Here is a 24,336-nt window from a genome sequence, read left to right on the forward strand (position 1 = left end):
ATAATCAGTTCATATACTTGAGATTCCAGAAGATGAGTCCCTTCGATAGGTTCCCTTTACTCTTCCTAAATTTTTATGTCTTTCAAAAGCACACTGGGTTGTTTTCAAGAATTCTTCTTTATCTTCAGTTGCGATCGGCAACTAACAAATCCGAAGTCGATATGAGTTTTACTTGCTTTTATCTTAGGACAAATCAGGTGGATAGTAAAGTAGCCTGGAGAAAGAGAAAATTATAGTCCAAAAGTGTGTAATTACAAAAAAAATTTAAACTTCCTTAGAGTGCTTACTATATCTATAGTGACGGCAAAACTCCCTCTTATGTTGCCTATCGGTAGGGAGAAAACCGAACTCTCTGGGCATAATTGTGGAGGGAAGTTACGAATTGGTCAATGGTTATGAGTCAAGAGTCAATAGTAAATGCTATGGACTATGGAATTTTGACTATTTACAAATTAAAATCCCAAGTCGGCTTTGGCTAGTTCCGCAGCGGCGAATACTTCTGCGTCAGGCTTTTCTTCCCAAGCTGGATCACCGATTTCGGCGTAGAAAGTAGCATCGTAAGGACGAGTACGGACAACTACTGGCATAGGAACGGCATGACCTAAAATCAAGGCTTGTTGCTTGGAGTCTAATTTAGCCAGTACAGATCGCAGTCCGCCTGCACCAGATACACCCGTGAAAATTGCATCAATGTCTTTTTCGTCGTTGAGTAAAGCTGTGATTCGAGTACCAATCTGGGACATAACTTCATTATCTATGCCCGATGGACGTTGATCAACTACTAGCAACGTTACGAAATATTTCCTGAGTTCTCTGGCGATCGTGCCGAAGATCGTACTTTGGACAATGGCTGGGTCAAGAAAACGATGCGCTTCTTCAATGGTAATCATTAAGGGGGTGGGGCGATCGTTGGGGTTTTTGCTCTGCAAGAACTTATCAGCCTTGCGGACATAATGCTCATGAATACGTCTGGTGATCATATTTGTCACCAACATATAAGAGAGCATATTCGACTGGGAACCAAATTCTACCACTACATTCTTACCTGCCTCTAAGGATTGTAAGATTTTATTAATGTAATTTTGGGGGCAAACTGCCCGCATATACTTCAAACTGTCTAGGCGCAAGAGTTTCCGCTGCAAGGCCATAATCGAGCCTTTGTGTCCCCGCTTTTCTTCGCAGAACATCTCGATTTCTTCATTGGTCATGTTCAGCAGTTGCACAATCCAAGCTTTGTTGAACTCGCTGTAGAGAATGTTGGCATTATCTAGCGCGGCTTCTGACAGACCTAAATCACGACTACATAATTTAATATCTTCAACTTCAATTTGTTCGTAACTTAGATACAATTCTTGGGAATCACGCACACCCCGGCGCTTGGTAGATTCGGGGTCGAGGGTATAAACTTCGACTTTACCAGGAAATAACTGTTTTAAACCTTTTACTGTATTAACATTTTTACCTTCGGCTACGGCTTCCCAACCGTATTCTGAGTGCATATCGAAAATTAAGTTTACCGCTGCATTTTTGCGGATCACACCAGCCAAAAGCAAGCGAGTAAGAAAGGATTTACCTGTACCAGATTTACCAAAAACCCCATTGCTGCGTTCGACAAACCGATTTAAATCAATGCACACAGGTACATCCATATCTAATGGTTTACCAATGGCAAAATTCTTTCTTTGCAGATCATCTTCCCAACCGAAGACGCGGCGAAAATCTTCTTCACTCGCGTCGAAAACCTGGCTAAAGTGGCTGGGAATAGTTTTGACTGGTAGTAATTCCATCGTCGTACTGGTTTGGGGTTGAAATGAAGCCAAACCCGTATTTGATGGGACAAAAGGATTTACAGATTTGCCGTTAGTTGAAGAAAAAGATTCATTAGATTCGGGGGTAAACATCAACATCGGCGCTAAGGCGATGGTTCCATAAGTACCACTTCCAGCTAAGACTTCGCGGAGAAATGTGTCTTCCCAACTCGGCGGGTTAGCAATAATCCGAGCGTTAGCTGTCCCTAGGGATACATCTGTCAGCATACAAAAAAACCGCGATCGCATCCCTTGGACAACTAAAAATTTGCCCACCCGCATATCTTCTACAGAAATATCTGGGTGTAGTCTTACTTCTAATCCGCCAGTTAGTGAGCCTTGGATTACCGAACCTAATGGTTTTACCAATTTGTCATTTGTCATTGGTTAATGGTCAAGGGTCAATAGTCAATAGTCAATGGTCAATGGTCAATGGTCAAGAGTCATTTGTTATTCTCCGCTTCACTACTTCTGACCTCTCTTCCACTCAGCACTAATCTATTTGAATAGTAGTTGGTGCTGTACCAGATGGAGATGCGCTGATTAATGGTTTACGAAATTGAGCATAGAGGCGATCGCGCCATTCAAAGAATAATTGATAATCAGGGTTATCTGCTAGGGTTGGCACGCCTTTACCTCGAATACTTGCTGGTAAATCTAGATAAGCCCCTTCAGGGAACTTCAATAATATTGATAACCCAGCCACGGCTAAGTCTGCTAATGTTGGTTCATCGCCTGTGAGATAAGGACTATCTGCCAATAATAAAGTTAGTGCTTCTAGGTCTTGCTTTAAATCGGCGATCGCTGATTTAATCACATCCGGGCTATATCCAACACCCAATCCCAACACTGTCAGAATATCACTAGGAACTCCTTCGACTAAATTGCGGAAGATGTCTGGTGTTGATGTGGGTAATAAGGATTTACGAAAGCTTTGATCCTGACTGATAGCTGCAAAAAGTGCTTTTCTACCTTTAATCCCGATAGATTCATCTGCCCATTCTTCGATTAATAAAGTTAAACCTTTTTGCTTTGGATCTTGTGGTATTAATGGGCGCTCAGGATATTTTAAGTCTAAATACTTAGCTATTTCTGTAGAATCTGCAATATATCTATGACCATCCTTTAATACTGGCACTTGTCTTTGACCAGTGAGACGAAAAAGTTCTATCTGTCCTATACCAGGAGTAACTTCGATTTTGCGGTACTCTAAACCTTTGTAATCTAGAATTAGCCGCACTTTTTCTGAGTATTGAGACAGTTCCCATTGGTATAATTCTAGCATATTCTATCCTTGATTACTGAGTTGGAAAATAACTTTTTTATTTTATCTTTAATTTCCGAAAATTTGTCGAGCTATAACAATTTTTCTGTCATAAATATGACTTCAAGCACAGATTTTTTGGGATAAGTTCATAGTTGTCAAATATTTAATTTTCTCTTAAACATTTTTACTACTAAAGGCTAAATACTCGGATTTAAAAAGAGTGAATTACCAAATAGTTTGGACATGAGGATAGTTAATCATTTTGGCATCACAAGTTACGAAAGAAATGTCATCTTGCCTGGCGATCGCCACCAAAATTTTCTCAGATGAATCTGTTTCAAAACTCCTTTATCAGGTTAAATTCTTCAGATAATTTTTATACTCCTATTGTAAGCGATTATGCTATTAATAGCTTTATTTCCTAATAGTTCAATAGCAAAATAAACAGGAAAGTAATATTCAAAATCTTACTTGCTAGGTTAGATTTTTTGTGTGGCAAAGTGGTATAAGTCTTTATGTAAGCTGTGTCAAATAAAAACAAACAAAATTTATGAAGGGGAATTACAGCAAGTTATTGACTAATTTAGCAGGTATGGCAGGGTTAGCAGGGATAAGTCTCCTGATTACTTTACCATCACAAGCAAAACAAGTACTAAATCCGAATCCTAGCATTTTCAGCGAAGCTCCCTATAACCGGAGTCAACGCGTTCAGTCCAATGCTAGTTATACACCAACTGAGCCTGCGATCGCTACAGATAAAAACAACGTTCGTAACAGAAATTTAGTAGCTCAAAAACCTACAAATAGAGGGCTAAATCCTAGACCAAGCATTTTTGACGAGCCTCCTTATAACCGGAAAAATCAGGCTACGCCTAGCGAAACTGCACCTACTCCCAGCACGCCACCAGCAGCAACACCGGGTCAACCTCCCGCAACAGAAGTTCCAACTAGTGAAACACCTACTAAACCTGCAACCAGCGGCACAACCAACAAAAACCAGAATGTTGTTGCCCTGGCAGAATCCAACAGTTCGTTTACAACACTGACCAAAGCCTTAAAAGCTGCTGGGTTGATAGAAACTTTACAAGGTGCAGGGCCTTTCACCATTTTTGCCCCTACTGATGCAGCCTTTGCCAAACTGCCCCAAGATGCTTTAAACGATTTGTTGAAGCCAGAAAATAAAGAAGTACTGGTGAAGATATTAACTTACCATGTAGTACCTGGCAAAGTATTGTCCTCAGACTTGAAATCTGGTCAAGTAACCAGCTTGCAAGGAGATCCAATTTCTGTGAAAGTTGAGGGCAATGAGGTAGTAGTGAATGATGGCAAAGTCATTCAGCCAGATATTCAAGGCAGTAACGGTGTGATTCATGCGATCGACAACGTGATTTTACCGCCTAGCTTGTAGATTAGCTGAAAGGAGGAGTAGAAGATTGATTGTTAATCTTCATCCTCCGTCCATTCTTGAGCGATCGCAGTTAATTTAGCTAAATCTTTAGCTAAGTTAACTGCTTGTTCAGTTGTCTGTTTCGACGTGCTGGCAAATTCTTGAATAGATTGGCTGGCTGTGGTAGAAATTGCTACTTGGTTGGTAGCAGTTTGGATTAATTCTCCTAGCAACACATTCACTTGGTTACTCATAGTGGTAATTTGATTGAGAGCTTGCTGAGTGACTTCGACTTGTTGAATACCTGCGATCGCTTGTTGCTCTCCTACCTGCATTAGGGCTGTTAATTCGTGATTGGCTGAATAAATTTCTCCTACTAAAGATTTAATTTCTACAATCTCATCATCCAACTGCTGCGCCAAAACAAGTACTTCCTCAGTAGTGGTAACATCTTGGCCTTCTTCTCCAGTCCGTACTGCCTCAAAAACAACCTTCATCGCCTGACGCTTCATTTGTGATGCTACTTGTGCAATCAAGTTGACTTTAGATAACAGTGTTTGAGATGGCTGTTCAAAATGTTTCAGCCTGGTGACAGCTTCTACAACCTTAGTACCAACATCTGAAATTTCTTCTAAAAATCCATTCATACCTTGTTGCCCAATTTCTACTTGCACGTAGATTTGTTGGACTTGGTTTTCTAGTTCTTGCACACGCAGAAAGATTTCCTGTGTTGCACTAGCTAATGCTTGAATTTGATGATGAGTATCTGTGGCAGAATCCATTTGGCTCATTGCTTGACCGAAAAAAGTTGCCACCACAGTTTCATGATCTTTCAGTACATTTGATACTTGAGATTGCAACACTTTTTGACGCAGATGTTGCTGTTCCAAGGCAGATTCCACAGATTCATAAGATTGTTCTACTTGCTCTAAAAGCCGCGCATGGTCAAGGGCAAATCCCACCTGCATCGCTAACTGAGCGAATAAATCAATTTCTGTTTGTTGCCACTCTCTTGGGGCAGAACACTGATGAGCAATTAATAAACCGAATAACTGGTCGTCTTTGAGAATTGGTGCGACTAAATTTGCCTTGACAGCGAAAGGTTCAAGTTGGCTGATGTGACAAGCACTCAGACCTGCTTTGTAAATGTCATTGGTCGCCTGGACTCGACCTGCTCTGTATTGGTCTACATAACCTTCAGCAAAGCAAGGGTCTTTAATTTTGGCACGTAATGCTTTGGGAAAGCCTGGAACTACAGCTTCGGCGATGACTGTACCATACCAGTCGGTATCAAAACCATAAACCATTACTCGGTCTGTGCTGATGGCTTTGCGAATTTCTTCAACGGTAGTTTTGAGGACATCTTCTTCGTTGAGCGATTCCCGAATTTTGCGAGTAATGTCTACAAGTAACTGGGTGCGTACTCCTTCAGCATCAATGCGTTGGAGTAATCTGGCATGGTCGAGAGCAAATCCCACCTGCATTGCTAATTGAGTTACTAAATCAATTTCTGGCTGTTGCCACTCTCTTGGGGCAGAACACTGATGGGCAATTAATAAACCGAATAACTGGTCGTCTTTGAGAATTGGTGCGACTAAATTTGCCTTGACAGCGAAAGGTTCAAGTTGGCTGATGTGACAAGCACTCAGACCTGCTTTGTAAATGTCATTGGTCGCCTGGACTCGACCTGCTCTGTATTGGTCTACATAACCTTCAGCAAAGCAAGGGTCTTTAATTTTGGCACGTAATGCTTTGGGAAAGCCTGGAACTACAGCTTCGGCGATGACTGTACCATACCAGTCGGCATCAAAACCATAAACCATTACTCGGTCTGTGCTGATGGCTTTGCGAATTTCTTCAACGGTAGTTTTGAGGACATCTTCTTCGTTGAGCGATTCCCGAATTTTGCGAGTAATATTAATCACTACATGAGCTTGGTCAGCTCTTTTGTCTATTTGTTCAACTAATCTGGTGTGGTCGAGGGCAAATCCTAGTTGCGTGGCAACTTGAGCAAATAAATCGATTTCCGCTTGTTGCCAAAAGCGGGGTGCAGAACATTGATGACCAATAAGCAAGCCAAATAGCTGGTTATTTTTGAGAATTGGTGCAACTAAATTTGCTTTGACTCCAAATCTTTCTAATAAACCGATGTGACAATCTGTCAGGTCAGCTTGATAAATGTTATTTATGGCGCGGACACGTCCTTGTCGGTACTGTTCAATGTATTTTTCTTGAAAACAGGGATCAAATACAGTCGCCCATAATATCTTGGGCAAACCCGGTGCGGCAGATTCTTCTACAAACGTGCCATTCCAATTAGAGTCAAATTGAAAAATGACTACACGGTCTATTCTCAAAGCTTTGCGAACTTCTTCTACTGTTGTTCTCAGCAAATCTTCTTCCGAGAGGGCTTCCTGCATCCGGCGAGTCAAGTTAATTAAGACTTGAGAACGTTCAGCTTCAGTTTCTTGTTTCGAGAGTAAGACTGGTAACTGAAGTTGTAGCTGGTTAATGTTGGCTTTGAGTGCAACTAATTCATCTTGTTCCTCAACATCAGCTTGAGTTGCTATTTCTTCTCGACGACTTAATCTATTAACTAAAACTGTAGAAATTTCCGCAGCCGAAAGCACTGGTTTTGTGAGACGACGGGAGATGATAGCTGCGATCGCTCCTGATAAGATAGCGATGATGCCTGTTCCCCACAACAAAGATGTTTGGTATTGCTTGAGGGTAATTTCCGCTTTTGCCAAATCTGTAGGGTTGGTTGACTTGGCTTGGTTAATTTGCTGAGTTATCGACTGACTGCCAAAGTAGCTGGCTGCTCCTATACCCAACACTGGTAATATGCTGAGAGCGATCGCCCAACCAGTAACTTTCGATTTTAAGCTCCATTGTTGCTGTCCTTGTTGCCAAGGTACAAGAGACTGGGGACGGCGGAAAGAATTGTGGCGCTTTGCCCTATTGCGATCAATATTATGCTGAGAATTAATAGCGGTAGCTAGGGGTGGTTCCATTTCAGTAGTCGCACTATTACTTTTGAGCTTATTGGTAGACGGCTGAGTCATAAATAAAACCTCTCCTAGATTGACGGAATCTGTCATGCATATTGGGAATGAAGTGGTCGTATCAGGAACCGACCCTAATTGGTAAATTCAGCGTTAATTTAAATACAGGTAATTTTGCTAATTTATTAAATATTTGAGCCAAATTTCTGAGGTTAAACAGTAATCGGCTTAATACTACATTACAAATTATTTTCAAAATTGTACTTTTTTTACCTCTACCTGAAGGCTATTTTGCTTGATATTATTAGTGAAATTACTGAATTAAGCAGACAGATACAAGTCTAATTGTTCACAAAGTTAGTTAAAAGAAACTGCAACGCGAAAACCAAGAAGATTACCTCGTCCATTTTGAGGATTCCAACTCCGATAGGCAGACCGACATAATCTAGACGAGTTTTTCCAAGAACCACCTCGAATCACACGAGACTTATGATCATGGTTAGACAACCACACACTACCATCAACAGGTGCGCCTTGATAATTTTCGTGCCAGTGATCCCCGCACCATTCCCAGACTAACCCGTGCATATCGTATAACCCAAAGGCATTAGCTGGAAAACTACCAACTATAGTTGTTTGCCAATGATTTCCTTGGCCTTGGTCATTGCTGTAGAGCGAATTGTTATAGTTTGCCAAGCTAGGTATGAGTGTTTCGCCAAAATGAAAAGCTGTAGTAGTTTTGGCGCGACACGCATATTCCCACTCAGCTTCACTTGGTAGGCGATATTTTCGCCCAGTTTTTTGAGCCAGCCTAGCACAAAACTCTACGGCATCTTCCCAAGAAACTTGCTCTACTGGGCGATTTGTGCCTTTGATACTAGCTGGTTCAGGCTCAAGGTTGCGGTTAATTACAGGAAGTGCAGCAATAACTTGCCATTGTGCTTGGGTAATAGGAAATTTACCAATAAAAAAGGGTGGGACTTGGACAAGATGTTGTGGACTCTCGGCCTCAAAGCGTTCTGGTTCATCCTCTGGAGAACCCATAAGAAATTGTCCACCAGGAATAGATACCATTGCTAAGGTAATTTCATTATTTAAATCTTCGATAAAGCATTGAGCCGCACCAGGACGACGATTAACTTCATAATTGGGTTTGGAAGCCAAGGATCTTTTCTCAGAAATATAAGTGATTTCAAACTCAAATTGTTCTAGGGGTAAGATGACTGTATCTAATTCCAAAGACTCAATACTAATTTGTGGTTCTGCTGGTGGGTTGGGGTCTAGGGGTAGAAATGGTTGAGTAGAAAATGATACAACTTGAGTTGCAGTGAGTGCTTGTAATGCTTCTGTTGCTGATGGATAGCGCAAAGTGTAGCGATCGCATATCATTTTTTCGAGAACATCGGCAAAAGCATCACTGACGTTGACATAATCTCGCCACAAAAGTTTTCCTGTCTGGGGATCTTCTTGCAGCAGATGGGGAGAAATACCCGTCAAGGCTTCAATAGCCATCATCCCTAAAGCATAAATGTCACTGCATAAGCGAGGTTTACCCTTGGCTTGTTCTGTGGGGATGTAGCCTGGAGTCCCAACTACCACACTTGTGCGAATCATTTTATATACATCAATTAAGATACTGCCAAGTTCTCTCACAGAACCAAAGTCTATCAGCACAATTTTGTTATCATGTTTACGCCGCATGACATTTTCTGGTTTGATATCTCGGTGAATGACGTTATTTTGATGAACAAAAACCAGAACTTCCAAAATGTCATGCAATAACTTTTTAACATCAGCTTCTGCCATTGGCTTTCTTGGCACAATTTCTTTTCTCAGAGTGTGTCCTTCTACATAGTCTTGAATAATATATAAGTCATTATCAACGGCAAAATGAGCCAAAAGACGCGGAATTTGCGGATGTTCTCCCAACTTTTCGAGAATTACTGCTTCTTGCTCAAACAGTTCCATAACTCTGGGATGGGTATGCTTTGGCTTCAGTCGCTTCACTACACATAAAGGTTTGCTAGGACGTTTGTGATCCCTAGCTAAATAAGTTTCACCAAAGTTGCCTTCACCTAGTTTTTTAACAATTTTGTAGCGTGTATCTAGTAGTTCCCCGATGAAGTCCATACTTATTGGTCAAGCCCAAATGGTAGTGTGGCATAAATAAACTCAAAACAAAGCTGATTTCTAGGATTTTGAGATTTGTTTTATAAAATTAATTTATCAAACTGGTTGTGATGGTAATTTCTATCTAATTGCAGCTTTCTAAAATTAAAATATCAGCCGACTTTTAACGCCCTCATCCTATCATTTTCTAGATAAATCAGAACATAACTTATTTATGGAAATGTTTGCACTATTTAACTTAAAGGAAAAAGCACACAACTAACAGTGCTATTTCGACATAAATATTTTTTATTACCGACTATGTTACTAAGTGTTGGTTTGTGTATCTAATAATATCTACATAGTGAATTTTGAGTCCAATACCTTATACTTGTCATAGCTATAACTTTTAGGTATACCAACCGCAGCTAATGGAATTACGGCATCTTAAATATTTTGTGACTGTTGCAGAAGAACTCAACTTTAGCCGTGCTGCCGTCCGCCTATATATTTCCCAGCCTGCCTTAAGCCGTCAAATTAAAAACCTCGAAGATGAACTTGGTGTTTTACTATTTCTGAGACAATCTGATGGATTGACAATTACAGAAGCAGGAAAGTTTTTTCTCGAAGCAGCAAAAGATATTTTGAATCGTAGCTATCTAGCTGTGCAAACCATTAAGGCTCGTTACAAAGATACAGATGAGCCTTTGGTAATTGGCTATATCCCAACCATCCTCCAAACTTTTCTTGGTCAAACACTACACAACTTTGGAATTGCCTATCCTGAAGTCGCGGTGCGTTTGCAGGAGATGCCGCCCAGTGAACAAGTTAGAGCATTGCGAGATGGCGTGATCGATATTGCTTTTATGGGCAATCCTCCCGATGAGTTAGACGAAGAGTTTACAGTCAAGTGTGTGAAAAAAGTGCGTATTTATGCTGTGATACCGGATACGCATCCATTAGCAAATCAATCCTCGATTGATCTCGCCCAACTGGCATCTGAAAAATTTATTGGAATGTCTGAAGAAACTTTTCCAGGGCGGAACGATCGCATCCGCGACACTTGTCGCTGTGCTGGCTTCATGCCAAATCTGCACCTGTTTGCCGATAGTCATGCCTCAATGATTGCTCTGGTTGCTGCAAGGCAAGGAGTAGCAGTTATGCCCCAGGAGGCAGAAGCCCTGCCTCATCCCCAAGTTGTGTTTATGCCGCTCTACCATCCCATATATTACGCCCGCTCAGCTGCTGTGTGGCGGAAAGAAACACCTACTAAACATTTAGATAAATATCTCAAAATTTTGTTTGAACATATTCAAGATTAACGATTATTGAATCGTTCAAGGCAACTTATCCGCTTGTTAATCCTTTTAACTGCAATTGGGCGTTGACGAGAATTCAATCTCTAATTCTTGATAGCCTGTCTGCTCATCAAAATTTCTCACAAAACGAAACTCTTCAGTAGCACCAATCACTATTTCCGCAGTTGTGTAGATAATACATCCATTATTAAGATGTCCACCAATAGTTTTACCTTGTTGATCTGCAATAACAATATGCAGATGTAAGCCGTGAGCTGCTATTGTTCCATTAAGAGCCAGGATCTCTAATTTTTCTCTCAAAACTGTACTGTGAGCTTGATTAGCAAAGCGAATTGTTGCTTGTTTTAAGCTACCGATTCCACTTAAGATAAACCCTGCTTGGATATTTTGCTGTGTGGCAAAGTTTTTCAGACTTTGTCTTAAATCTTCATCGGGTTTAAGTCTAATCGCAAATATTTTCATTAATTTTTTATTTGGACAACTATTACATTTATATAATTTTTAATACCAAGAGCTTTTTAGTACTAATTATGTAACTAATTACTGCTAAACAGTTTAGTATTACTAACTAAATCAGAATAATAAAATATTTAGTTAACGTCCAATGCTTTATAATTCTAGCTCCTATACATAAAAAGTATAGGAGCTAATATTCATGGAATTACTTTTTTATAAAATGATGGAATTTGAATGTAAATGAATCATCATATAACTTTAAAATATAAATAAAATTGTTGATATCAGTAAATACCTGATGCAAATTGAAACAACCTCAACAATGATTTATGGACAATTTCTAGGCACAGTACTGCAACATAAACTTTGCGGTAATTGTATATAAATGCTCGTTTAAATAAGATAGTGCTTGTTCGGCGATCGCTTTTGGTATACCACCATAATATGCTTGGGCAATACCGCCAGTAATACAAGCAATGGTGTCACTATCTCCACCTAAAGAAATTGCATTGCGGATGGCATCTTCGTAATCACTAGATTCTAAAAAAGCTACAATTGCTTGGGGAACAGAACCTTGACAAGAAACATCGAACTTGTAACTAGGTCTAATTCAGGGAAAACGCACCTTATTTCCTAACAAAAACTAATAAGGATTTCAAAATCATTTTCATAAGTGCAAAACTTGACCAAAATATAAATAGAACAAATCGATTTTTTTGCTAACAAGTAAATTAGCTTATCGCTAATGAAATAACTCTTGTTTAAAGATAAATTAGCTAACTATTCAGCTATAAATAAGTAAGCTTACCCTTAAAAATAAGCAACAATCTTAACCAAATTATTGACAAGTTAGTTTACGCTAAAGCTAAAACTCTTTCTAAATAGTTATTATCCATTGCTGCCAAAAACTGTTTATTTTTGATTCCCCGCTTCACACGTTTCTCTTTACCTAAAAGATTTACTGCTATCTGCCGCATCACTGCAAAATTTTGTGGAGCATTATCTTTCCTAATCCGGCAGTCATCTTCTTTTAAAGTTACATCTAATACCCAATGTAACGAATTTTCTATGCCCCAATGACTGCGAACACAATTAGCAAATTTTTTCGCATCATTCTCAAGACTGCTAATATAATAACGAGTCTCCACTGTTGTTTTACCATCTATTTGTCGAACAGACTCTACCATCCCAACACTTTTTAAGTTTGACCAAACTGAATCTGGGTCAAGCTGAGATTCAATTCCAGATAACATCACATAATTGCGGATTTCATCACGACCATGCCCCGTTTCTTCTGTTTTATATGTGCTATGGTGAAGCCCTTCAAACCCTGTGCTTATTCCTGTTCTTAATAGTTCTTCTACTAACTCATATAGATTACCCTGATTCTTTTTTAAGGTGATTACATAATCTGCGTTTTGTTGCGTAATTAACTTCACAATTTCTTTTTGGCAACCGATTGCATCAATTGTCACGATACAACCATTCAACTCTAAAACATTCAGTAGTTCTGGGATAGCTGTAATTTCATTAGATGCTTCGTTTACTTTTACCTGTCCCAACACTAATTTATTCGTAGTTGCCCATGCACTTACCATTTGAATCGCACTCTGACCACTACTTTTATCATAAGAACCACATAAAGTTTTACCGTCAATTGCTACAACTTCACCATTTGTTATCTTCTGAGTTGATTTTATCCAGTTTAAGAAACATGACTGAAATTGCTGTGGATTCAATTGTGCAAACACTCTTGCAAATGTATCGTGTGATGGTATTCCGTTTGGTAACTCCAAAAATGTTTTTAACCACTCATACTTTGTGCAGCCATACAATTCTATTGCCACCCAACTATCTGCTCCACAGATTACTGCACAAATCGCAATTGTCAAAATATCAATTAGCTTATGTAATCTTGTGCGGTCTACTCTTGGATCTGACATCTGTGCAAAATGGTCAGCTATTGTGATTTTGGGCTTGAGCTTCATCCAAACGTCAGTGTAGCGTGCTTTTTTTCTTGAGGATACTTTTTGACAATACCATACCGAGTTTATGTTCTGTATCCCTACTCTCTTCTCAACCGATCAGTTCTTATTGTTACTGATGGCTTACGGTTGTACTTCCAAGCCTCTTCTTTCGTTCTGTGCATCAATATTTAGATGCGTTTGCCCTGAGGTCTAATTTGGTCAAGAGTAATTTCTAAATCGTAGCCAAAGGTATTTTGTAGATACGATTTAATGGCAGGTTTATCGTAACCTGTACGCGCCAGAAAGATAGCTGTGGCTGTGGCTTGAGCGCCTTTGATACCTTCAGGATGATTATGAGTGACTTCCGCACAAAGTTTAGCTACTTGCAGTACAGTATCTAAATTATTAAAGGCAAATCCTATAGGACTGACTCGCATTGCCGAACCATTACCCCAACTATTGTATGGCTCATTGTTGTTAGAGTTTGCCCAATTTCTAAAAGTACCACCATAACCAGCGTAGGGATAACGGCGGAAATAAGACTTAAATTGCTCGATGTATTGATTGCTGTCTAGAAAGTCACCGCCATCGAGAATGATCTCTGCCACTGCTACTGTTAGCACAGTATCATCTGTAAAGCGACATTGCCTGTCGAATAAGGGAAAAGCTTTGGTTTTGATATTGTTGACTTCATATATCGAACCAATGATGTCACCTGTGATCGCTCCTAGCATATTGAGATTCTGGGATATGATTTAATTGAGTTTTTCCAGCCTTACGACAGCATTGTAATCTGGGACTCCTTCGAGCGATCGCTTACTTTTATCAAGCAGTACATTACCTTCCGGCCAATGAACTTGTAAATTTCCTCGTTGAATAGGTGCAATATAAATTCTGCCAATTAACTCACCTAATTCATTCTTCAAAATTACCTGATCTCCATTTTTTAATTTCAACTTCGCTGCATCAACCGCATTCATTAACACAGCCTCGCGTAACGCCCCAGTAATCGCATCTTTGCGTTCTTGCACCATACTATTAAACTGCTTGCCTCGACGTGTAGCTACCAAAAAACAACCTTCTGGTATTTCTTTGGAAGTGAGAGATAAAGCTGTGAAATGTGCCTTACCATCAGGTGTTGCGAAATTCCAGCCAAAGCATAAATGAGAACCACCATATTGAAATTGGTCGCCCGCCTGTTGTAAATGTTGAATCCCGGCGTATAACGGTACAACTTGGGCAATTTCTGCACGAATAGCCGCAGTATTTTCAAAATCAATCTTCTCTGCCAAATCTGGGCGTACCCGCTTTGCCAATTCCACAAACACCTCCCACTCTGGAAGCGCCTCACCAATACGCGGGCCGGGAATTTCCGGGCTGAAAATTATCCGCCGTTCAGTCGTAGTTTCTGTGACTCCTCCCGGCACTTCATAGCGAGTTGTAGCAGGTAACAACACTACTGTATCTGCGGGTTCTACCAACATTTGGCTAGAAAGCACAATATCCATGTGTACTCGCAGCGGTATGCGTTGCAAAGCACCTTCAACATAATCTGGTTCTGGCAAAACTTCTAAAAAATTCCCCCCCACAGAAAACAACACATCTAACTGTCCGTCGTAAGCAGCATCAATCATTTCTGGGGCAATTAAACCTCTAGTGCTTGGCACTTCAAAACCCCATTTTTGACTTAACTCAGCAGCATTGTCTGCGTTGATAGGTTTACCACCAGGAAACACCGTCGCGTAACATCCCATCTCTGCGCCGCCTTGCACCCCAGAATGACCGCGAATAGGCATCAAACCACAGCCTTCTCGCCCGACAAAACCTTTAGTCAGCGCTAAATTAATGATACTGCGGACATTATCTTCACCACACTCATGCTGCGTAATGCCCATACTCCACACAAACACCGCTTTATTCGCTGCTGCAACCATTTGGGCAAAGGCGTGCATGTCATAGCGAGATGCACCGGAAAGTCGTTCTAATTCATCCCAAGATTGTTGTTCTAAAGTTGCTTTGAGTTCGGCAAAGCCTGTGGTGTAATTATCTATAAATGACTGGTCTACCCAGTTGTAGGCAATCAAATGTTTGATTGTCCCATTCAAAAATGCCAAATCACCGCCACCATTGACCAAAAAGAAATCTTCGGCAAACTTAGTCCCAAACAAAGCACTTTCGGCAATTGAAGGAACCCAATATCTTTCCATTCCTGGTTCGCGATAGGTATTAATTACCACAATTTTCGTGCCAGCTTTTTTGGCGTAGTGAAGATATTTCACCGTGACAGGTTGATTATTAGCAACATTAGAACCGATGAAAACTAATAAATCAGTACCTATCCAGTCTTTATAAGAACAAGTGGTTGCCCCCGCACCCAGAGATGTTTTCAAGGCGGCGGTACTCGGAGAATGACAAATACGGGCGGCATTATCAATATTATTACTGCCCATTGCCCGTACAGCTTTTTGAGTAGTGTAATAAGTTTCGTTGACAGTACCACGACTAGTAATATAAAAACTGAGTCTATCTGGTGTGGTAGCGCGGATACGATGGGCAATTACATCTAACGCTTCATCCCAGCTAACCCGACGGAAACCTTTTTCGCCACGTTGACGCATCATCGGGTAAGGAAGTCGCCCCAAGTCGCGTAGTTGCGAACTTTTTTGCGTTTGTAACTGTGATACATCTTTGAGTAGATGCGGATCAAATGCTGGCATGGTGTTCATCCGCAATAGCCGCAACCGAACATTGCAGAGATGGATACCATCTAGCGTCCAATCTTTCATCCCAGTTGTGCCTAAAGCACAGCCATCACACACACCTTGGTTGAGGATATTCCAGGCATAAGGTAGTTTGTCTCGTGATAGCCAAATTGCCCGAAAGACTTCCCAGTAGTTATTTGGGTACTGTTCGCCAATGCCAAAGGGCTTCCAACTCGCCCAGTGCTGGGGTGTCCAATATTTCTTGGGTTTAGGCAGCATAATGATGTGTGGGAGTGAATCAAACTACCACCATTAGACTACCGTTTTGAGTAGCATTTGAGTATCATCATGCAAAGTTGCACTAGCAATTCCTATTTCAGCGAAGATGAACAAAGAACGAAATAAATCATTACACTGAGAGGTAGATGGCCTGCTGGGATTGACCGTCCTATACAAATGATGACTAAACAAACTACAAGAATTGTGATCCTTGGTGGAGGCTTTGGTGGTCTCTACACTGCGTTGCGCTTAAGCCAGTTACCTTGGGAATCTCAGCAAAAACCCGAAATTGTACTGGTAGATCAAAGCGATCGCTTTCTATTTTCCCCTTTACTCTACGAATTACTCACAGGCGAACTGCAAACTTGGGAAATTGCTCCCCCCTTCGCCGAACTTCTCCAAGGTACAGGTGTGCGCTTTTACCAAGCTGTTGTATCGGGAATTGATACCGACCAACAACGGGTACAATTACAAGACGGCCCAGAACTTTCCTACGACCGCTTAGTCCTAGCTTTGGGTGGCGAAACACCACTAGATATGGTTCCTGGTGCTATATCTTACGCCCTACCTTTCCGCACCATCGCCGATGCTTACCGCTTAGAACAAAAGCTGCAAATTTTGCAAGAATCTGATGCTGACAAAGTTCGTGTAGCAATTGTTGGGGCTGGTTACAGTGGTGTGGAATTAGCTTGTAAATTAGCCGACAGGTTAGGCGAAAAAGGACGCTTGCGGTTAATTGAAATCAGCGATCAAATTTTACGCACTTCCCCAGAGTTTAACCGCGAAGCTGCCAAAAAAGCTTTAGAAGCACGGGGTGTATTTATTGATTTAGAAACTAAAGTCGAATCTATTGGTGCAGATACTATTTCCCTAGAATACAAAAATCAGATCGATACAATTCCTGTAGATTTAGTAATTTGGACTGTAGGCACACAAGTAGCACCTGTAGTCAGAAATTTACCTTTCAAGCAAAACCAGCGTCATCAAATCACGACCACATCTACTTTACAAGTGCTTGACCACCCAGAAATTTTTGCCTTGGGAGATTTAGCAGACTGTCGTGATGCTGAAGATCAGCAAGTTCCTGCTACAGCCCAAGCTGCTTTTCAACAAGCTGATTATACTGCTTGGAATATCTGGGCTTCTCTGACTGGTCGCCCACTACTGCCCTTCCGCTATCAGCAACTAGGGGAAATGATGGCACTGGGAACAGACAATGCTACTTTAACTGGTTTAGGAATTAAACTAGATGGTTCTTTAGGATATGTCGCTCGTCGTCTGGCTTATCTGTATCGGATGCCGACTTTAGAGCATCAACTCAAAGTTGGTTTTAATTGGCTAGTCCGTCCTATTATAGAGACACTTTCTCAGTCAATCTAACTCTTAGATTCAAAATACATAATCACAGATAATTTGATGGAACGACCGAAAGTTATTTTTCTGGATGCTGTCGGCACAATATTTGGCGTAAAAGGCAGTGTAGGCGAAGTATATAGTCAGATAGCCAAAGAATTTGGCGTAGGAGTTTCTGCGGCCAGATTAAATAAAGCATTTATCCAATGTTTTAAAGCGGCACCACCGCCGATATTCTTAGATGCAGAACCAACGGATATTCCACAACGAGAGTTTGATTGGTGGCGTTTAATTGCTCTAAATACCTTTGAAACGGCTGGTGTTCTCCAGCAATTTTCTGACTTTTCAGCTTTTTTTAGCGAACTTTATATTCACTTCGGCACGGCTGAACCTTGGTTTATTTATTCTGATGTTTTGCCATCTCTAATGAACTGGCGACGTTTGGGTATTGAACTGGGAATCATCTCTAATTTTGATTCTCGAATTTATTCAGTGTTGCAAAGTCTAGGAATTAGTGATTATTTCACTTCGGTGACTATTTCGACTCAGGTACGTGCTGCTAAACCTGATCCCCTGATTTTTGCTGTTGCTTTAGAAAAACATGATTGTTTACCAGAGGCAGCATGGCATATTGGTGACAGTATTATCGAAGACTATCAAGGAGCGAAAGCCGCTGGGATGAGAGGTATTTGGATAAATCGGGATAAAGAATAGAATGTCTGCTAGAGACAAATTTCATAACGCTGTCAAACAAGGCTTAGAAAAAGAAGGATGGATAATTACTCATGACCCATTACGGATTGAATATGGTGAAGAGGATAAAATTTCCATATATTTAGGAGCAGAGCAACTTCTAGGAGCAGAAAAGTCTGAACAAAAAATAGCTGTAGAAGTTAAAAGTTTTCTAAGCGATTCAGCTATTTTTGATTTTCATCTAGCTTTGGGACAATTTTTGAATTACCGTCTAGTTTTAGAAGAAACTGAACCAGAACGTCTTCTTTATTTAGCTGTTCCTATTGAAGCCTATGATTCATTCTTTTATCGAGATTGACCCAAAGCTTCTATTAAAAAATATCAAATTAAATTAATAATTTATGATTCAAGAAATGAGGTAATTGTCAAATGGATAAATTAAACAAATATCGCCAATATATTCAGCAGTTATTAAAAGAAGAATCTCAAGGAAAAACTTTAGGAGGAGATATTGAATCAGAAACAGTCTTTGATTTAACCAATGATCGTTATTTATTAATTGACTTGGGATGGAATGGACATCGGCGGATTTACAACTGTGTGCTGCATTTAGAAATTAGAGAAGAAAAAATTTGGATTCAACGTAATCAAACAGACACAGTAGTTGCCGATAGATTAATAGCCAAGGGCGTTGCAAAAGAAGATATTATTTTGGGGCTTCAACCTCCATATGTGCGAGAATACACTAGATTTGGAGTTTGTTAAACAAAATTTGTGTAAGTTATTTTTTATACTATTTTTGTGAAGCTGCTTCAAATCCTAGATTTTTTTAACGCAAAGGTAAACGGAGGTTAGCGCAGAGGTAAGCAGAGGTTTTTATCCTAAAATTATGTACATCTTCATCGAGAATTGGTATAAAGCCCAAACAAAAAGCGATCGCCTTTAGCCTGAGAAACTTTGGCAGCGATCGCCTTTTGCCCTAATATTCAAGTTAGAGAGTTAGCGTACTTTTTCTTAGTAGCTACAAAAAAGGACGTGCTAGGAAAAAGCTAGAAATTGATTTAGCATCTACGGGTTCACCTTGCAAAATTGCTGTTTCTAGTTCTTCTGGAGTCAGCAGTACAGTTTCAATGTCTTCGTCTTCGTCTTGTTTTGGTGGGGTGTCTAGCTTTTCTAAATCTTGGGCGAGATACGCATAAATAATTTCATCAGAATAGCCTGGTGCAAGGAAAAATTCTCCCAGTTTGCGCCATTTTTGAGCGCTATAGCCAGTTTCTTCTTCAATTTCACGTTTGATGGTTGCTTGCGGATCTTCGTTGGCTTCTAAAGTACCTGCTGGAAATTCTAATATTCGTCCTTGAACTGCGAAGCGATATTGACGCACGAGTACCAGTTTTCCTTCATTTGTCACAGGTACAGCCAACGCCCCGCCTGGGTGACGAATACACTCCCATTCTCCTTCTGATTTATTTGGTAAGCGCAAGCGATTCACTTCAAAATCGAATTTGCGTCCTTTATGAAATAGGCGTTGTTTTAATAATTGCGGTAATTCTCTACCTAATGGCATAGTTATGGTTTTATCTTTTCAAAATCAACGAACAAACACTGTTGCCGTTTGTGGGATCAGGATTTTGTGTGTTTATGGGTGGTGACTTTAATTGCTCTTCAGTAAATGTACATCAGAACAGTCTACATCTTTTACCAACTGTTTGATCGTGTATCCGGAAACTGGCTCGATCCAATCAGGGGCTATCTCGGCGAGGGGAACTAAAACAAATGCTCTCTCTCGCATTCGGGGATGGGGGATTTGCAAGTTGGGTGTATCGAGAATTACTTGATCATACAACAATAAATCTAAATCAAGCGATCGCGGCCCCCAGCGTTCTTGCCGCACTCGCCCAAATTGCTGTTCTGTGGCTAACAAAGTTTCTAGTAATAACTGCGGTGTGATCTCTACTTGTAATATCGCACAGCCATTAATGTAATCTGGTTGTGGTGGCCCTATTGCTTTAGTTCTATACCAACTGGATATTGCTTCTAATTGAATTTTTGGTGTGGCGCTTAATTGCGCGATCGCTGCTTCTAATATTTTCTCAGATTCACCAAGATTACTACCAAGCGCTACAGCTATCCGCACGCGTCCTTGAGAACTCAGCAATTCTTGCCCACTATCATTAGGCTGATTTATAATGTTTTGCTCCCCATTATGTCCGGATACTTTTAACAATTTTTCTTTTAAGAATTAAATAAAATTACCGAGTTAATCTTGACAAATTTCAACTATTAACTATGACAATAATATTTTATGTAGCAATGAATTCAGTTATTTATTTATAGGATAATATACTAACACGAACGTAGTTAATTAACCGCTTAAAAGTGTTTTAGGTGGTTAATCTGCGATTACTTGGAGCAAGGAACTAACGTGGGGAATCTCACCTCCTGATTCAAGCAACAACTAACAAAGTTTGAGTGACTCTGACAAGGAGGAACCGCGATTGTCGCCTGGGAATCAATATAAACATGAGGAATCCACCGACGAGAGCTTACCCCCAACCAAAGTGGGAAAGGTAAGACAACTATTTGGCCAGATGGGTAGTGTTTCATCTGGAATAGTTACCATATTTACCAGTAGGGAAAAGCCATTTTATCGTCGATTGTGGTTTTGGGCAATACTAACCGTAGGTAGTGGCGTGATTGGAACTAAATATGTCATTGCCTCGATAGATAAAACTTTGCCAAATAAGTCAGAACTGCAAACTGTTGTTCGCGAACAAACATTAACAATTAAAGCGGCTGATGGCAATATCCTCCAGCAACAAGGAGAAGCTACCAGAGAATATCTCAAAATAGAACAAATTCCCGATAAATTAAAAAAAGCTTTTATTGCCTCAGAAGATAGAAGATTTACAGAACATAACGGTGTCGATCCCCAAGGCATTGTGAGAGCAGGGATAAATAACTTGCGATCGCAAAATGTTGTCGAAGGCGGTAGCACTATCACCCAACAATTAGCACGGATTCTTTTCCTAAAACAAGAAAAGACTATCTGGCGCAAACTCAAAGAAGTCCGTCTCGCCCAGACACTAGAAGAAGAATTTACAAAAGACCAAATTTTAGAGCGTTACCTGAATTTAGTATATTTAGGCTCAGGGGCTTATGGTGTTGCAGATGCCGCTTGGGTGTACTTTAGTAAACCAGTAGACCAACTAACTTTAGCCGAAGCTGCAACAATTGCCGGGTTGGCTCCTGCACCAAGTTTGTATTCTCCAGAACAAAATCCCGAAGCAGCTAAGCAACGGCGCAATTTAGTATTACAACGGATGCGGGAAGATGGAATTATTACTGAAGCCGAAAGACAAGCAGCTACTCAAGAACCATTAGTTGTAAAAAGTAGCTTGCCCAAACGGCTACAAATTGAATCTCCCTACTTTACTAGCTATGTTCAGCAAGAATTGCCCAAGTATGTTTCTCCTGATGTTCTAGCAGCTGGGGGTTTAACAATAGAAACCAGCTTAGACCCGACTTGGCAAAAAGCGGCCGAAGCCGCAGTTACCAAAGTATTACGAAATCAAGGGCGCTGGGAAAACTTTAAACAAGCCGCCTTAGTTGCTATTGACCCCCGCAGTGGTGAAATTAAAGCAATGGTAGGGGGTAAAGACTTTGGCAAAAACCAATTTAATCGCGTCACCCAAGCCAAGCGTCAGCCAGGCTCGACATTTAAGGGATTTGTCTATGCTACGGCGATCGCTACAGGGAAAAACCCTTACGATTCCTATTTAGATGCCCCCTTTGTCGTCGATGGCTACGAACCCAAAAACTACGGCGAAAAATTCCGGGGCATGATCAATATGCGAGATGCTCTGACTCGCTCTGTGAATATAGTTGCTTTGAAAGTATTACTTGATGTTGGATTTGAGCCAACCATCAAACTAGCTCACAATATGGGCATTAAATCAAAACTTAATCCCCATTATTCTTTAGCCCTAGGCTCCAACGAAGTCAACCTTCTAGAATTGACCAGCGCTTACGGTAGTTTTGCTACTCAAGGATTACACGTAGAGCCGCATGGCATCCGGCGCATCCTCAACCGTCAAGGTAAAGTTATCTGGTCAGCGGATTTTAAATCACAGCGAGCGCTCGATGCTGATAGTGCCGCCATCATGACTTGGATGCTGCGTAACGTGGTCGTTGAAGGTACTGGTGCAGCTGCCCAACTCGGTAATCGACCAGTAGCTGGCAAGACTGGAACCTCTGATCAAGCTAGGGATTTGTGGTTTATTGGCTATATCCCCCAAGTAGTGGCAGGAGTTTGGTTAGGTAATGATGATAACCGCGCCACCTATGGCAGTAGTGGTAGTGCAGCCTACACCTGGCATGAATTTATGGAAAAAGTTGTCGAGGGAATGCCAGTAGAAAAATTCCCTGAAAGACCCAAGTTAGAAGGTCGCAAAGGCACAATCAAAGCCCAACCCATTAAACCCAAGCAAGTACTGAATCGTTCTCTTTCATCTGAGGATGATTCTGATGATAGCGGCTCATCAAGAAGACGCAGACGCACTTACCAGCAGCAAGATGATAATACCGAAACACCCAGAAGACGACGGAGATACCAGCAGCAAGATGATAATACCGAAACACCCAGAAGACGGCGCTATCGCAGTCTAGACAATGATTCCAGCGCCTCAGCCGCAGAGCCATCGCGTTCTAGAAGAAAATCCAGGCAAGTTGAATCAGACTCTCCCGCACCCCGCAGGTCTCGACGGTCTTCATCTTCAACTAGCAACAGTTCTAGTTCTTCAAGTTCCGGTTCAGGATCACAACCTTCTTGGCGGGATAGACTCAGACCAGGCACATCACAATAGTTAACAAAAAATCAAACGTTTTCATGAATGCTGAGTTACCATCACTTGCTGCATCTGAGTTTGTCGCCACGTTAACCCAAGCTGGCAAAGATAGCGATCGCCCATCAGCTAAAGTAGTAGTTGATACTTTATTGGCAGCTGAAAAAACAGCCAAACAGCAACGCCTTAGCTATACTTTTGATTCTCTTGTGGGAACATGGCGACTATGCTTTGCTACCGGAACACGTAAAGTTAGGCAACGAGGCGGAATAATTTTAGGCAAAGGCTTTTATTGGCCTAAATTTACGCCAACTTATATTTCCTTTGGGCAAACAACACCAGCCACAGATGAAACTCCAGTCAAAGGAGAAATTAGTAATCAAGTACAATTAGGGCCTGTGTTGTTAAAACTCACAGGCCCAGCCAAATATTTAGGCAAAAAAAATCTACTGGCATTTGATTTTACCCACATCCAAATTAGTCTCTTTAATCGTGTTGTTTATAACCAACCTTTACAGGGTACAAAATCACAAAAAAAAGATTTTGACAACCAACCTATAGCGAAGTTGCCATTCTTTGCTTTCTTTTTAGTCACAGAAGATTTGATCGCGGCTCGTGGTCGTGGAGGAGGATTAGCGCTGTGGATGCAAGAGAGATAAGCTGATTTTGTTGGTTGTTAACTGTTGACTGTTGACTGTCAACAGTCAACAAACTGTATGAATGATTGGACAATTTAAAACTGTTGTAATACTTTATCTACCCCAACGATTGTTATTGCGATACTTTTTGTCATGACCGTAATGATTACCGTTATCGCGACGATAATTATCTTGTCGTCCATAGCCTTGATTTCTGTAAGCTTCACGTCGCTGATAAGGTGATTGACGACGGTTGGCTCTTCCTCGATTATTTTGTTGACGATTAGATTGATTGATTATTTGAATGATTGTATTGTTATCTCCATTAATAGCGGCCGTTTGGCTTGCTCCTTGATTACTGTTAACCTGTGCTAGAGTCGGAAAAGAAGTCAGACCAACAGTTGCGATCGCCGTTAAAAAACTAACAATAAATTTTTTCTTGCTCATCTTTGCCATACCTTACATAAAATCATTGAAAACCACCAGTTTTGAGATTTTGGGAGGGCTTT

Annotated in this window: 19 protein-coding genes and 1 pseudogene; 8 read left to right on the forward strand and 12 right to left on the reverse strand. The window is 40.8% G+C overall.

Translation table 11 applies throughout. The features are described from left to right. Positions 1-452 precede the first annotated feature (452 nt). Both ACMX3D_RS26610 and ACMX3D_RS26615 read right to left on the reverse strand, forming a co-directional pair. Positions 453-2,192: a helicase HerA domain-containing protein gene (locus ACMX3D_RS26610; RefSeq protein WP_482748780.1), complete on the reverse strand. Its 1,740-nt coding sequence runs from the start codon at positions 2,190-2,192 to the stop codon at positions 453-455. Positions 2,193-2,301: 109 nt separating this feature from the next. Continuing rightward, entirely contained in the window at positions 2,302-3,093 is a 792-nt protein-coding gene (locus tag ACMX3D_RS26615; RefSeq protein WP_482748781.1) for a glutathione S-transferase, read from the reverse strand. Between the two features lie 532 nt (positions 3,094-3,625). Between ACMX3D_RS26615 and ACMX3D_RS26620 the strand changes: the two genes are divergently transcribed. Next, entirely contained in the window at positions 3,626-4,483 is an 858-nt protein-coding gene (locus tag ACMX3D_RS26620) for a fasciclin domain-containing protein (RefSeq protein ID WP_482748782.1), read from the forward strand. 32 nt (positions 4,484-4,515) lie between these two features. Here ACMX3D_RS26620 and ACMX3D_RS26625 read toward each other — a convergent pair whose 3' ends face one another. Together ACMX3D_RS26625 and ACMX3D_RS26630 are read right to left on the reverse strand one after the other, a co-directional pair. Beyond that, positions 4,516-7,527, reverse strand: coding sequence for a methyl-accepting chemotaxis protein (locus ACMX3D_RS26625; protein WP_482748783.1), 3,012 nt, complete (start codon positions 7,525-7,527; stop codon positions 4,516-4,518). A gap of 297 nt (positions 7,528-7,824) precedes the next feature. Continuing rightward, positions 7,825-9,597: an SUMF1/EgtB/PvdO family nonheme iron enzyme gene (locus tag ACMX3D_RS26630; protein ID WP_482748784.1), complete on the reverse strand. Its 1,773-nt coding sequence runs from the start codon at positions 9,595-9,597 to the stop codon at positions 7,825-7,827. A gap of 410 nt (positions 9,598-10,007) precedes the next feature. Between ACMX3D_RS26630 and ACMX3D_RS26635 the strand changes: the two genes are divergently transcribed. Next, on the forward strand, positions 10,008-10,898 hold the full coding sequence (locus tag ACMX3D_RS26635) for a LysR family transcriptional regulator (RefSeq protein ID WP_482748785.1): 891 nt from the start codon (positions 10,008-10,010) through the stop codon (positions 10,896-10,898). A 45-nt stretch (positions 10,899-10,943) separates the two neighbouring features. Here the strand turns inward: ACMX3D_RS26635 and ACMX3D_RS26640 are convergent, their stop codons facing one another. The 5 genes from ACMX3D_RS26640 to ACMX3D_RS26660 form a co-directional block, all read right to left on the reverse strand. After that, a complete protein-coding gene (locus tag ACMX3D_RS26640; RefSeq protein WP_482748786.1) occupies positions 10,944-11,357 on the reverse strand; it encodes a PPC domain-containing DNA-binding protein in 414 nt (137 codons plus the stop codon). 334 nt (positions 11,358-11,691) lie between these two features. After that, positions 11,692-11,961, reverse strand: coding sequence for an ADP-ribosylglycohydrolase family protein (locus tag ACMX3D_RS26645; RefSeq protein WP_482752433.1), 270 nt, complete (start codon positions 11,959-11,961; stop codon positions 11,692-11,694). Between the two features lie 244 nt (positions 11,962-12,205). Beyond that, positions 12,206-13,339, reverse strand: coding sequence for an ISAs1 family transposase (locus tag ACMX3D_RS26650; RefSeq protein WP_482748787.1), 1,134 nt, complete (start codon positions 13,337-13,339; stop codon positions 12,206-12,208). Between the two features lie 167 nt (positions 13,340-13,506). Beyond that, positions 13,507-14,052 carry an ADP-ribosylglycohydrolase family protein gene (locus ACMX3D_RS26655; RefSeq protein ID WP_482748788.1) on the reverse strand — a complete coding sequence of 182 codons (546 nt, stop codon included), beginning with the start codon at positions 14,050-14,052 and terminating at the stop codon, positions 13,507-13,509. A 21-nt stretch (positions 14,053-14,073) separates the two neighbouring features. After that, entirely contained in the window at positions 14,074-16,299 is a 2,226-nt protein-coding gene (locus ACMX3D_RS26660; protein ID WP_482748789.1) for an FdhF/YdeP family oxidoreductase, read from the reverse strand. A gap of 180 nt (positions 16,300-16,479) precedes the next feature. On the opposite strand from ACMX3D_RS26660, the gene ACMX3D_RS26665 reads away from it, so the two are divergent. The 4 genes and pseudogenes from ACMX3D_RS26665 (at position 16,480) to ACMX3D_RS26680 (ending at position 19,110) form a co-directional block, all read left to right on the forward strand. Beyond that, positions 16,480-17,679 (forward strand): NAD(P)/FAD-dependent oxidoreductase, encoded by a 1,200-nt coding sequence (locus ACMX3D_RS26665; protein ID WP_482748790.1) that lies wholly within the window; start codon positions 16,480-16,482, stop codon positions 17,677-17,679. A 36-nt stretch (positions 17,680-17,715) separates the two neighbouring features. Continuing rightward, positions 17,716-18,366: an HAD-IA family hydrolase gene (locus ACMX3D_RS26670; protein ID WP_482748791.1), complete on the forward strand. Its 651-nt coding sequence runs from the start codon at positions 17,716-17,718 to the stop codon at positions 18,364-18,366. Position 18,367: 1 nt separating this feature from the next. Then, positions 18,368-18,787, forward strand: a pseudogene (locus ACMX3D_RS26675) (XisH family protein). Then, positions 18,775-19,110: an element excision factor XisI family protein gene (locus ACMX3D_RS26680; RefSeq protein ID WP_482748792.1), complete on the forward strand. Its 336-nt coding sequence runs from the start codon at positions 18,775-18,777 to the stop codon at positions 19,108-19,110. Before ACMX3D_RS26675 ends, ACMX3D_RS26680 begins: the two are co-directional and overlap by 13 nt. Before the next feature lie 256 nt (positions 19,111-19,366). Here the strand turns inward: ACMX3D_RS26680 and ACMX3D_RS26685 are convergent, their stop codons facing one another. Both ACMX3D_RS26685 and folK read right to left on the reverse strand, forming a co-directional pair. Then, entirely contained in the window at positions 19,367-19,912 is a 546-nt protein-coding gene (locus tag ACMX3D_RS26685; RefSeq protein WP_482748793.1) for an NUDIX hydrolase, read from the reverse strand. A gap of 87 nt (positions 19,913-19,999) precedes the next feature. Beyond that, the gene (folK, locus tag ACMX3D_RS26690) at positions 20,000-20,482 is read right to left on the reverse strand and encodes a 2-amino-4-hydroxy-6-hydroxymethyldihydropteridine diphosphokinase (RefSeq protein WP_482752434.1); all 483 of its coding nucleotides are present in this window, start codon (positions 20,480-20,482) and stop codon (positions 20,000-20,002) included. 361 nt (positions 20,483-20,843) lie between these two features. Between folK and ACMX3D_RS26695 the strand changes: the two genes are divergently transcribed. Together ACMX3D_RS26695 and ACMX3D_RS26700 are read left to right on the forward strand one after the other, a co-directional pair. Then, positions 20,844-23,210 carry a transglycosylase domain-containing protein gene (locus tag ACMX3D_RS26695; protein ID WP_482748794.1) on the forward strand — a complete coding sequence of 789 codons (2,367 nt, stop codon included), beginning with the start codon at positions 20,844-20,846 and terminating at the stop codon, positions 23,208-23,210. Between the two features lie 23 nt (positions 23,211-23,233). After that, entirely contained in the window at positions 23,234-23,848 is a 615-nt protein-coding gene (locus tag ACMX3D_RS26700) for a hypothetical protein (RefSeq protein WP_482748795.1), read from the forward strand. A 93-nt stretch (positions 23,849-23,941) separates the two neighbouring features. Here the strand turns inward: ACMX3D_RS26700 and ACMX3D_RS26705 are convergent, their stop codons facing one another. Then, positions 23,942-24,274 carry a hypothetical protein gene (locus ACMX3D_RS26705; RefSeq protein ID WP_482748796.1) on the reverse strand — a complete coding sequence of 111 codons (333 nt, stop codon included), beginning with the start codon at positions 24,272-24,274 and terminating at the stop codon, positions 23,942-23,944. Positions 24,275-24,336 lie beyond the last annotated feature (62 nt).

This window comes from Anabaena sp. TISTR 8404 (assembly GCF_056847745.1).

Coding starts and splice junctions, on each gene's coding strand:
- ACMX3D_RS26610 (WP_482748780.1), bottom strand. CDS start 2,192: ATGACAAATGACAAATTGGTAAAACCATTAGGTTCGGTAATCCAAGGC.
- ACMX3D_RS26615 (WP_482748781.1), bottom strand. CDS start 3,093: ATGCTAGAATTATACCAATGGGAACTGTCTCAATACTCAGAAAAAGTG.
- ACMX3D_RS26620 (WP_482748782.1), top strand. CDS start 3,626: ATGAAGGGGAATTACAGCAAGTTATTGACTAATTTAGCAGGTATGGCA.
- ACMX3D_RS26625 (WP_482748783.1), bottom strand. CDS start 7,527: ATGACTCAGCCGTCTACCAATAAGCTCAAAAGTAATAGTGCGACTACT.
- ACMX3D_RS26630 (WP_482748784.1), bottom strand. CDS start 9,597: ATGGACTTCATCGGGGAACTACTAGATACACGCTACAAAATTGTTAAA.
- ACMX3D_RS26635 (WP_482748785.1), top strand. CDS start 10,008: ATGGAATTACGGCATCTTAAATATTTTGTGACTGTTGCAGAAGAACTC.
- ACMX3D_RS26640 (WP_482748786.1), bottom strand. CDS start 11,357: ATGAAAATATTTGCGATTAGACTTAAACCCGATGAAGATTTAAGACAA.
- ACMX3D_RS26650 (WP_482748787.1), bottom strand. CDS start 13,339: ATGAAGCTCAAGCCCAAAATCACAATAGCTGACCATTTTGCACAGATG.
- ACMX3D_RS26655 (WP_482748788.1), bottom strand. CDS start 14,052: ATGCTAGGAGCGATCACAGGTGACATCATTGGTTCGATATATGAAGTC.
- ACMX3D_RS26660 (WP_482748789.1), bottom strand. CDS start 16,299: ATGCTGCCTAAACCCAAGAAATATTGGACACCCCAGCACTGGGCGAGT.
- ACMX3D_RS26665 (WP_482748790.1), top strand. CDS start 16,480: ATGACTAAACAAACTACAAGAATTGTGATCCTTGGTGGAGGCTTTGGT.
- ACMX3D_RS26670 (WP_482748791.1), top strand. CDS start 17,716: ATGGAACGACCGAAAGTTATTTTTCTGGATGCTGTCGGCACAATATTT.
- ACMX3D_RS26680 (WP_482748792.1), top strand. CDS start 18,775: ATGGATAAATTAAACAAATATCGCCAATATATTCAGCAGTTATTAAAA.
- ACMX3D_RS26685 (WP_482748793.1), bottom strand. CDS start 19,912: ATGCCATTAGGTAGAGAATTACCGCAATTATTAAAACAACGCCTATTT.
- ACMX3D_RS26700 (WP_482748795.1), top strand. CDS start 23,234: ATGAATGCTGAGTTACCATCACTTGCTGCATCTGAGTTTGTCGCCACG.
- ACMX3D_RS26705 (WP_482748796.1), bottom strand. CDS start 24,274: ATGAGCAAGAAAAAATTTATTGTTAGTTTTTTAACGGCGATCGCAACT.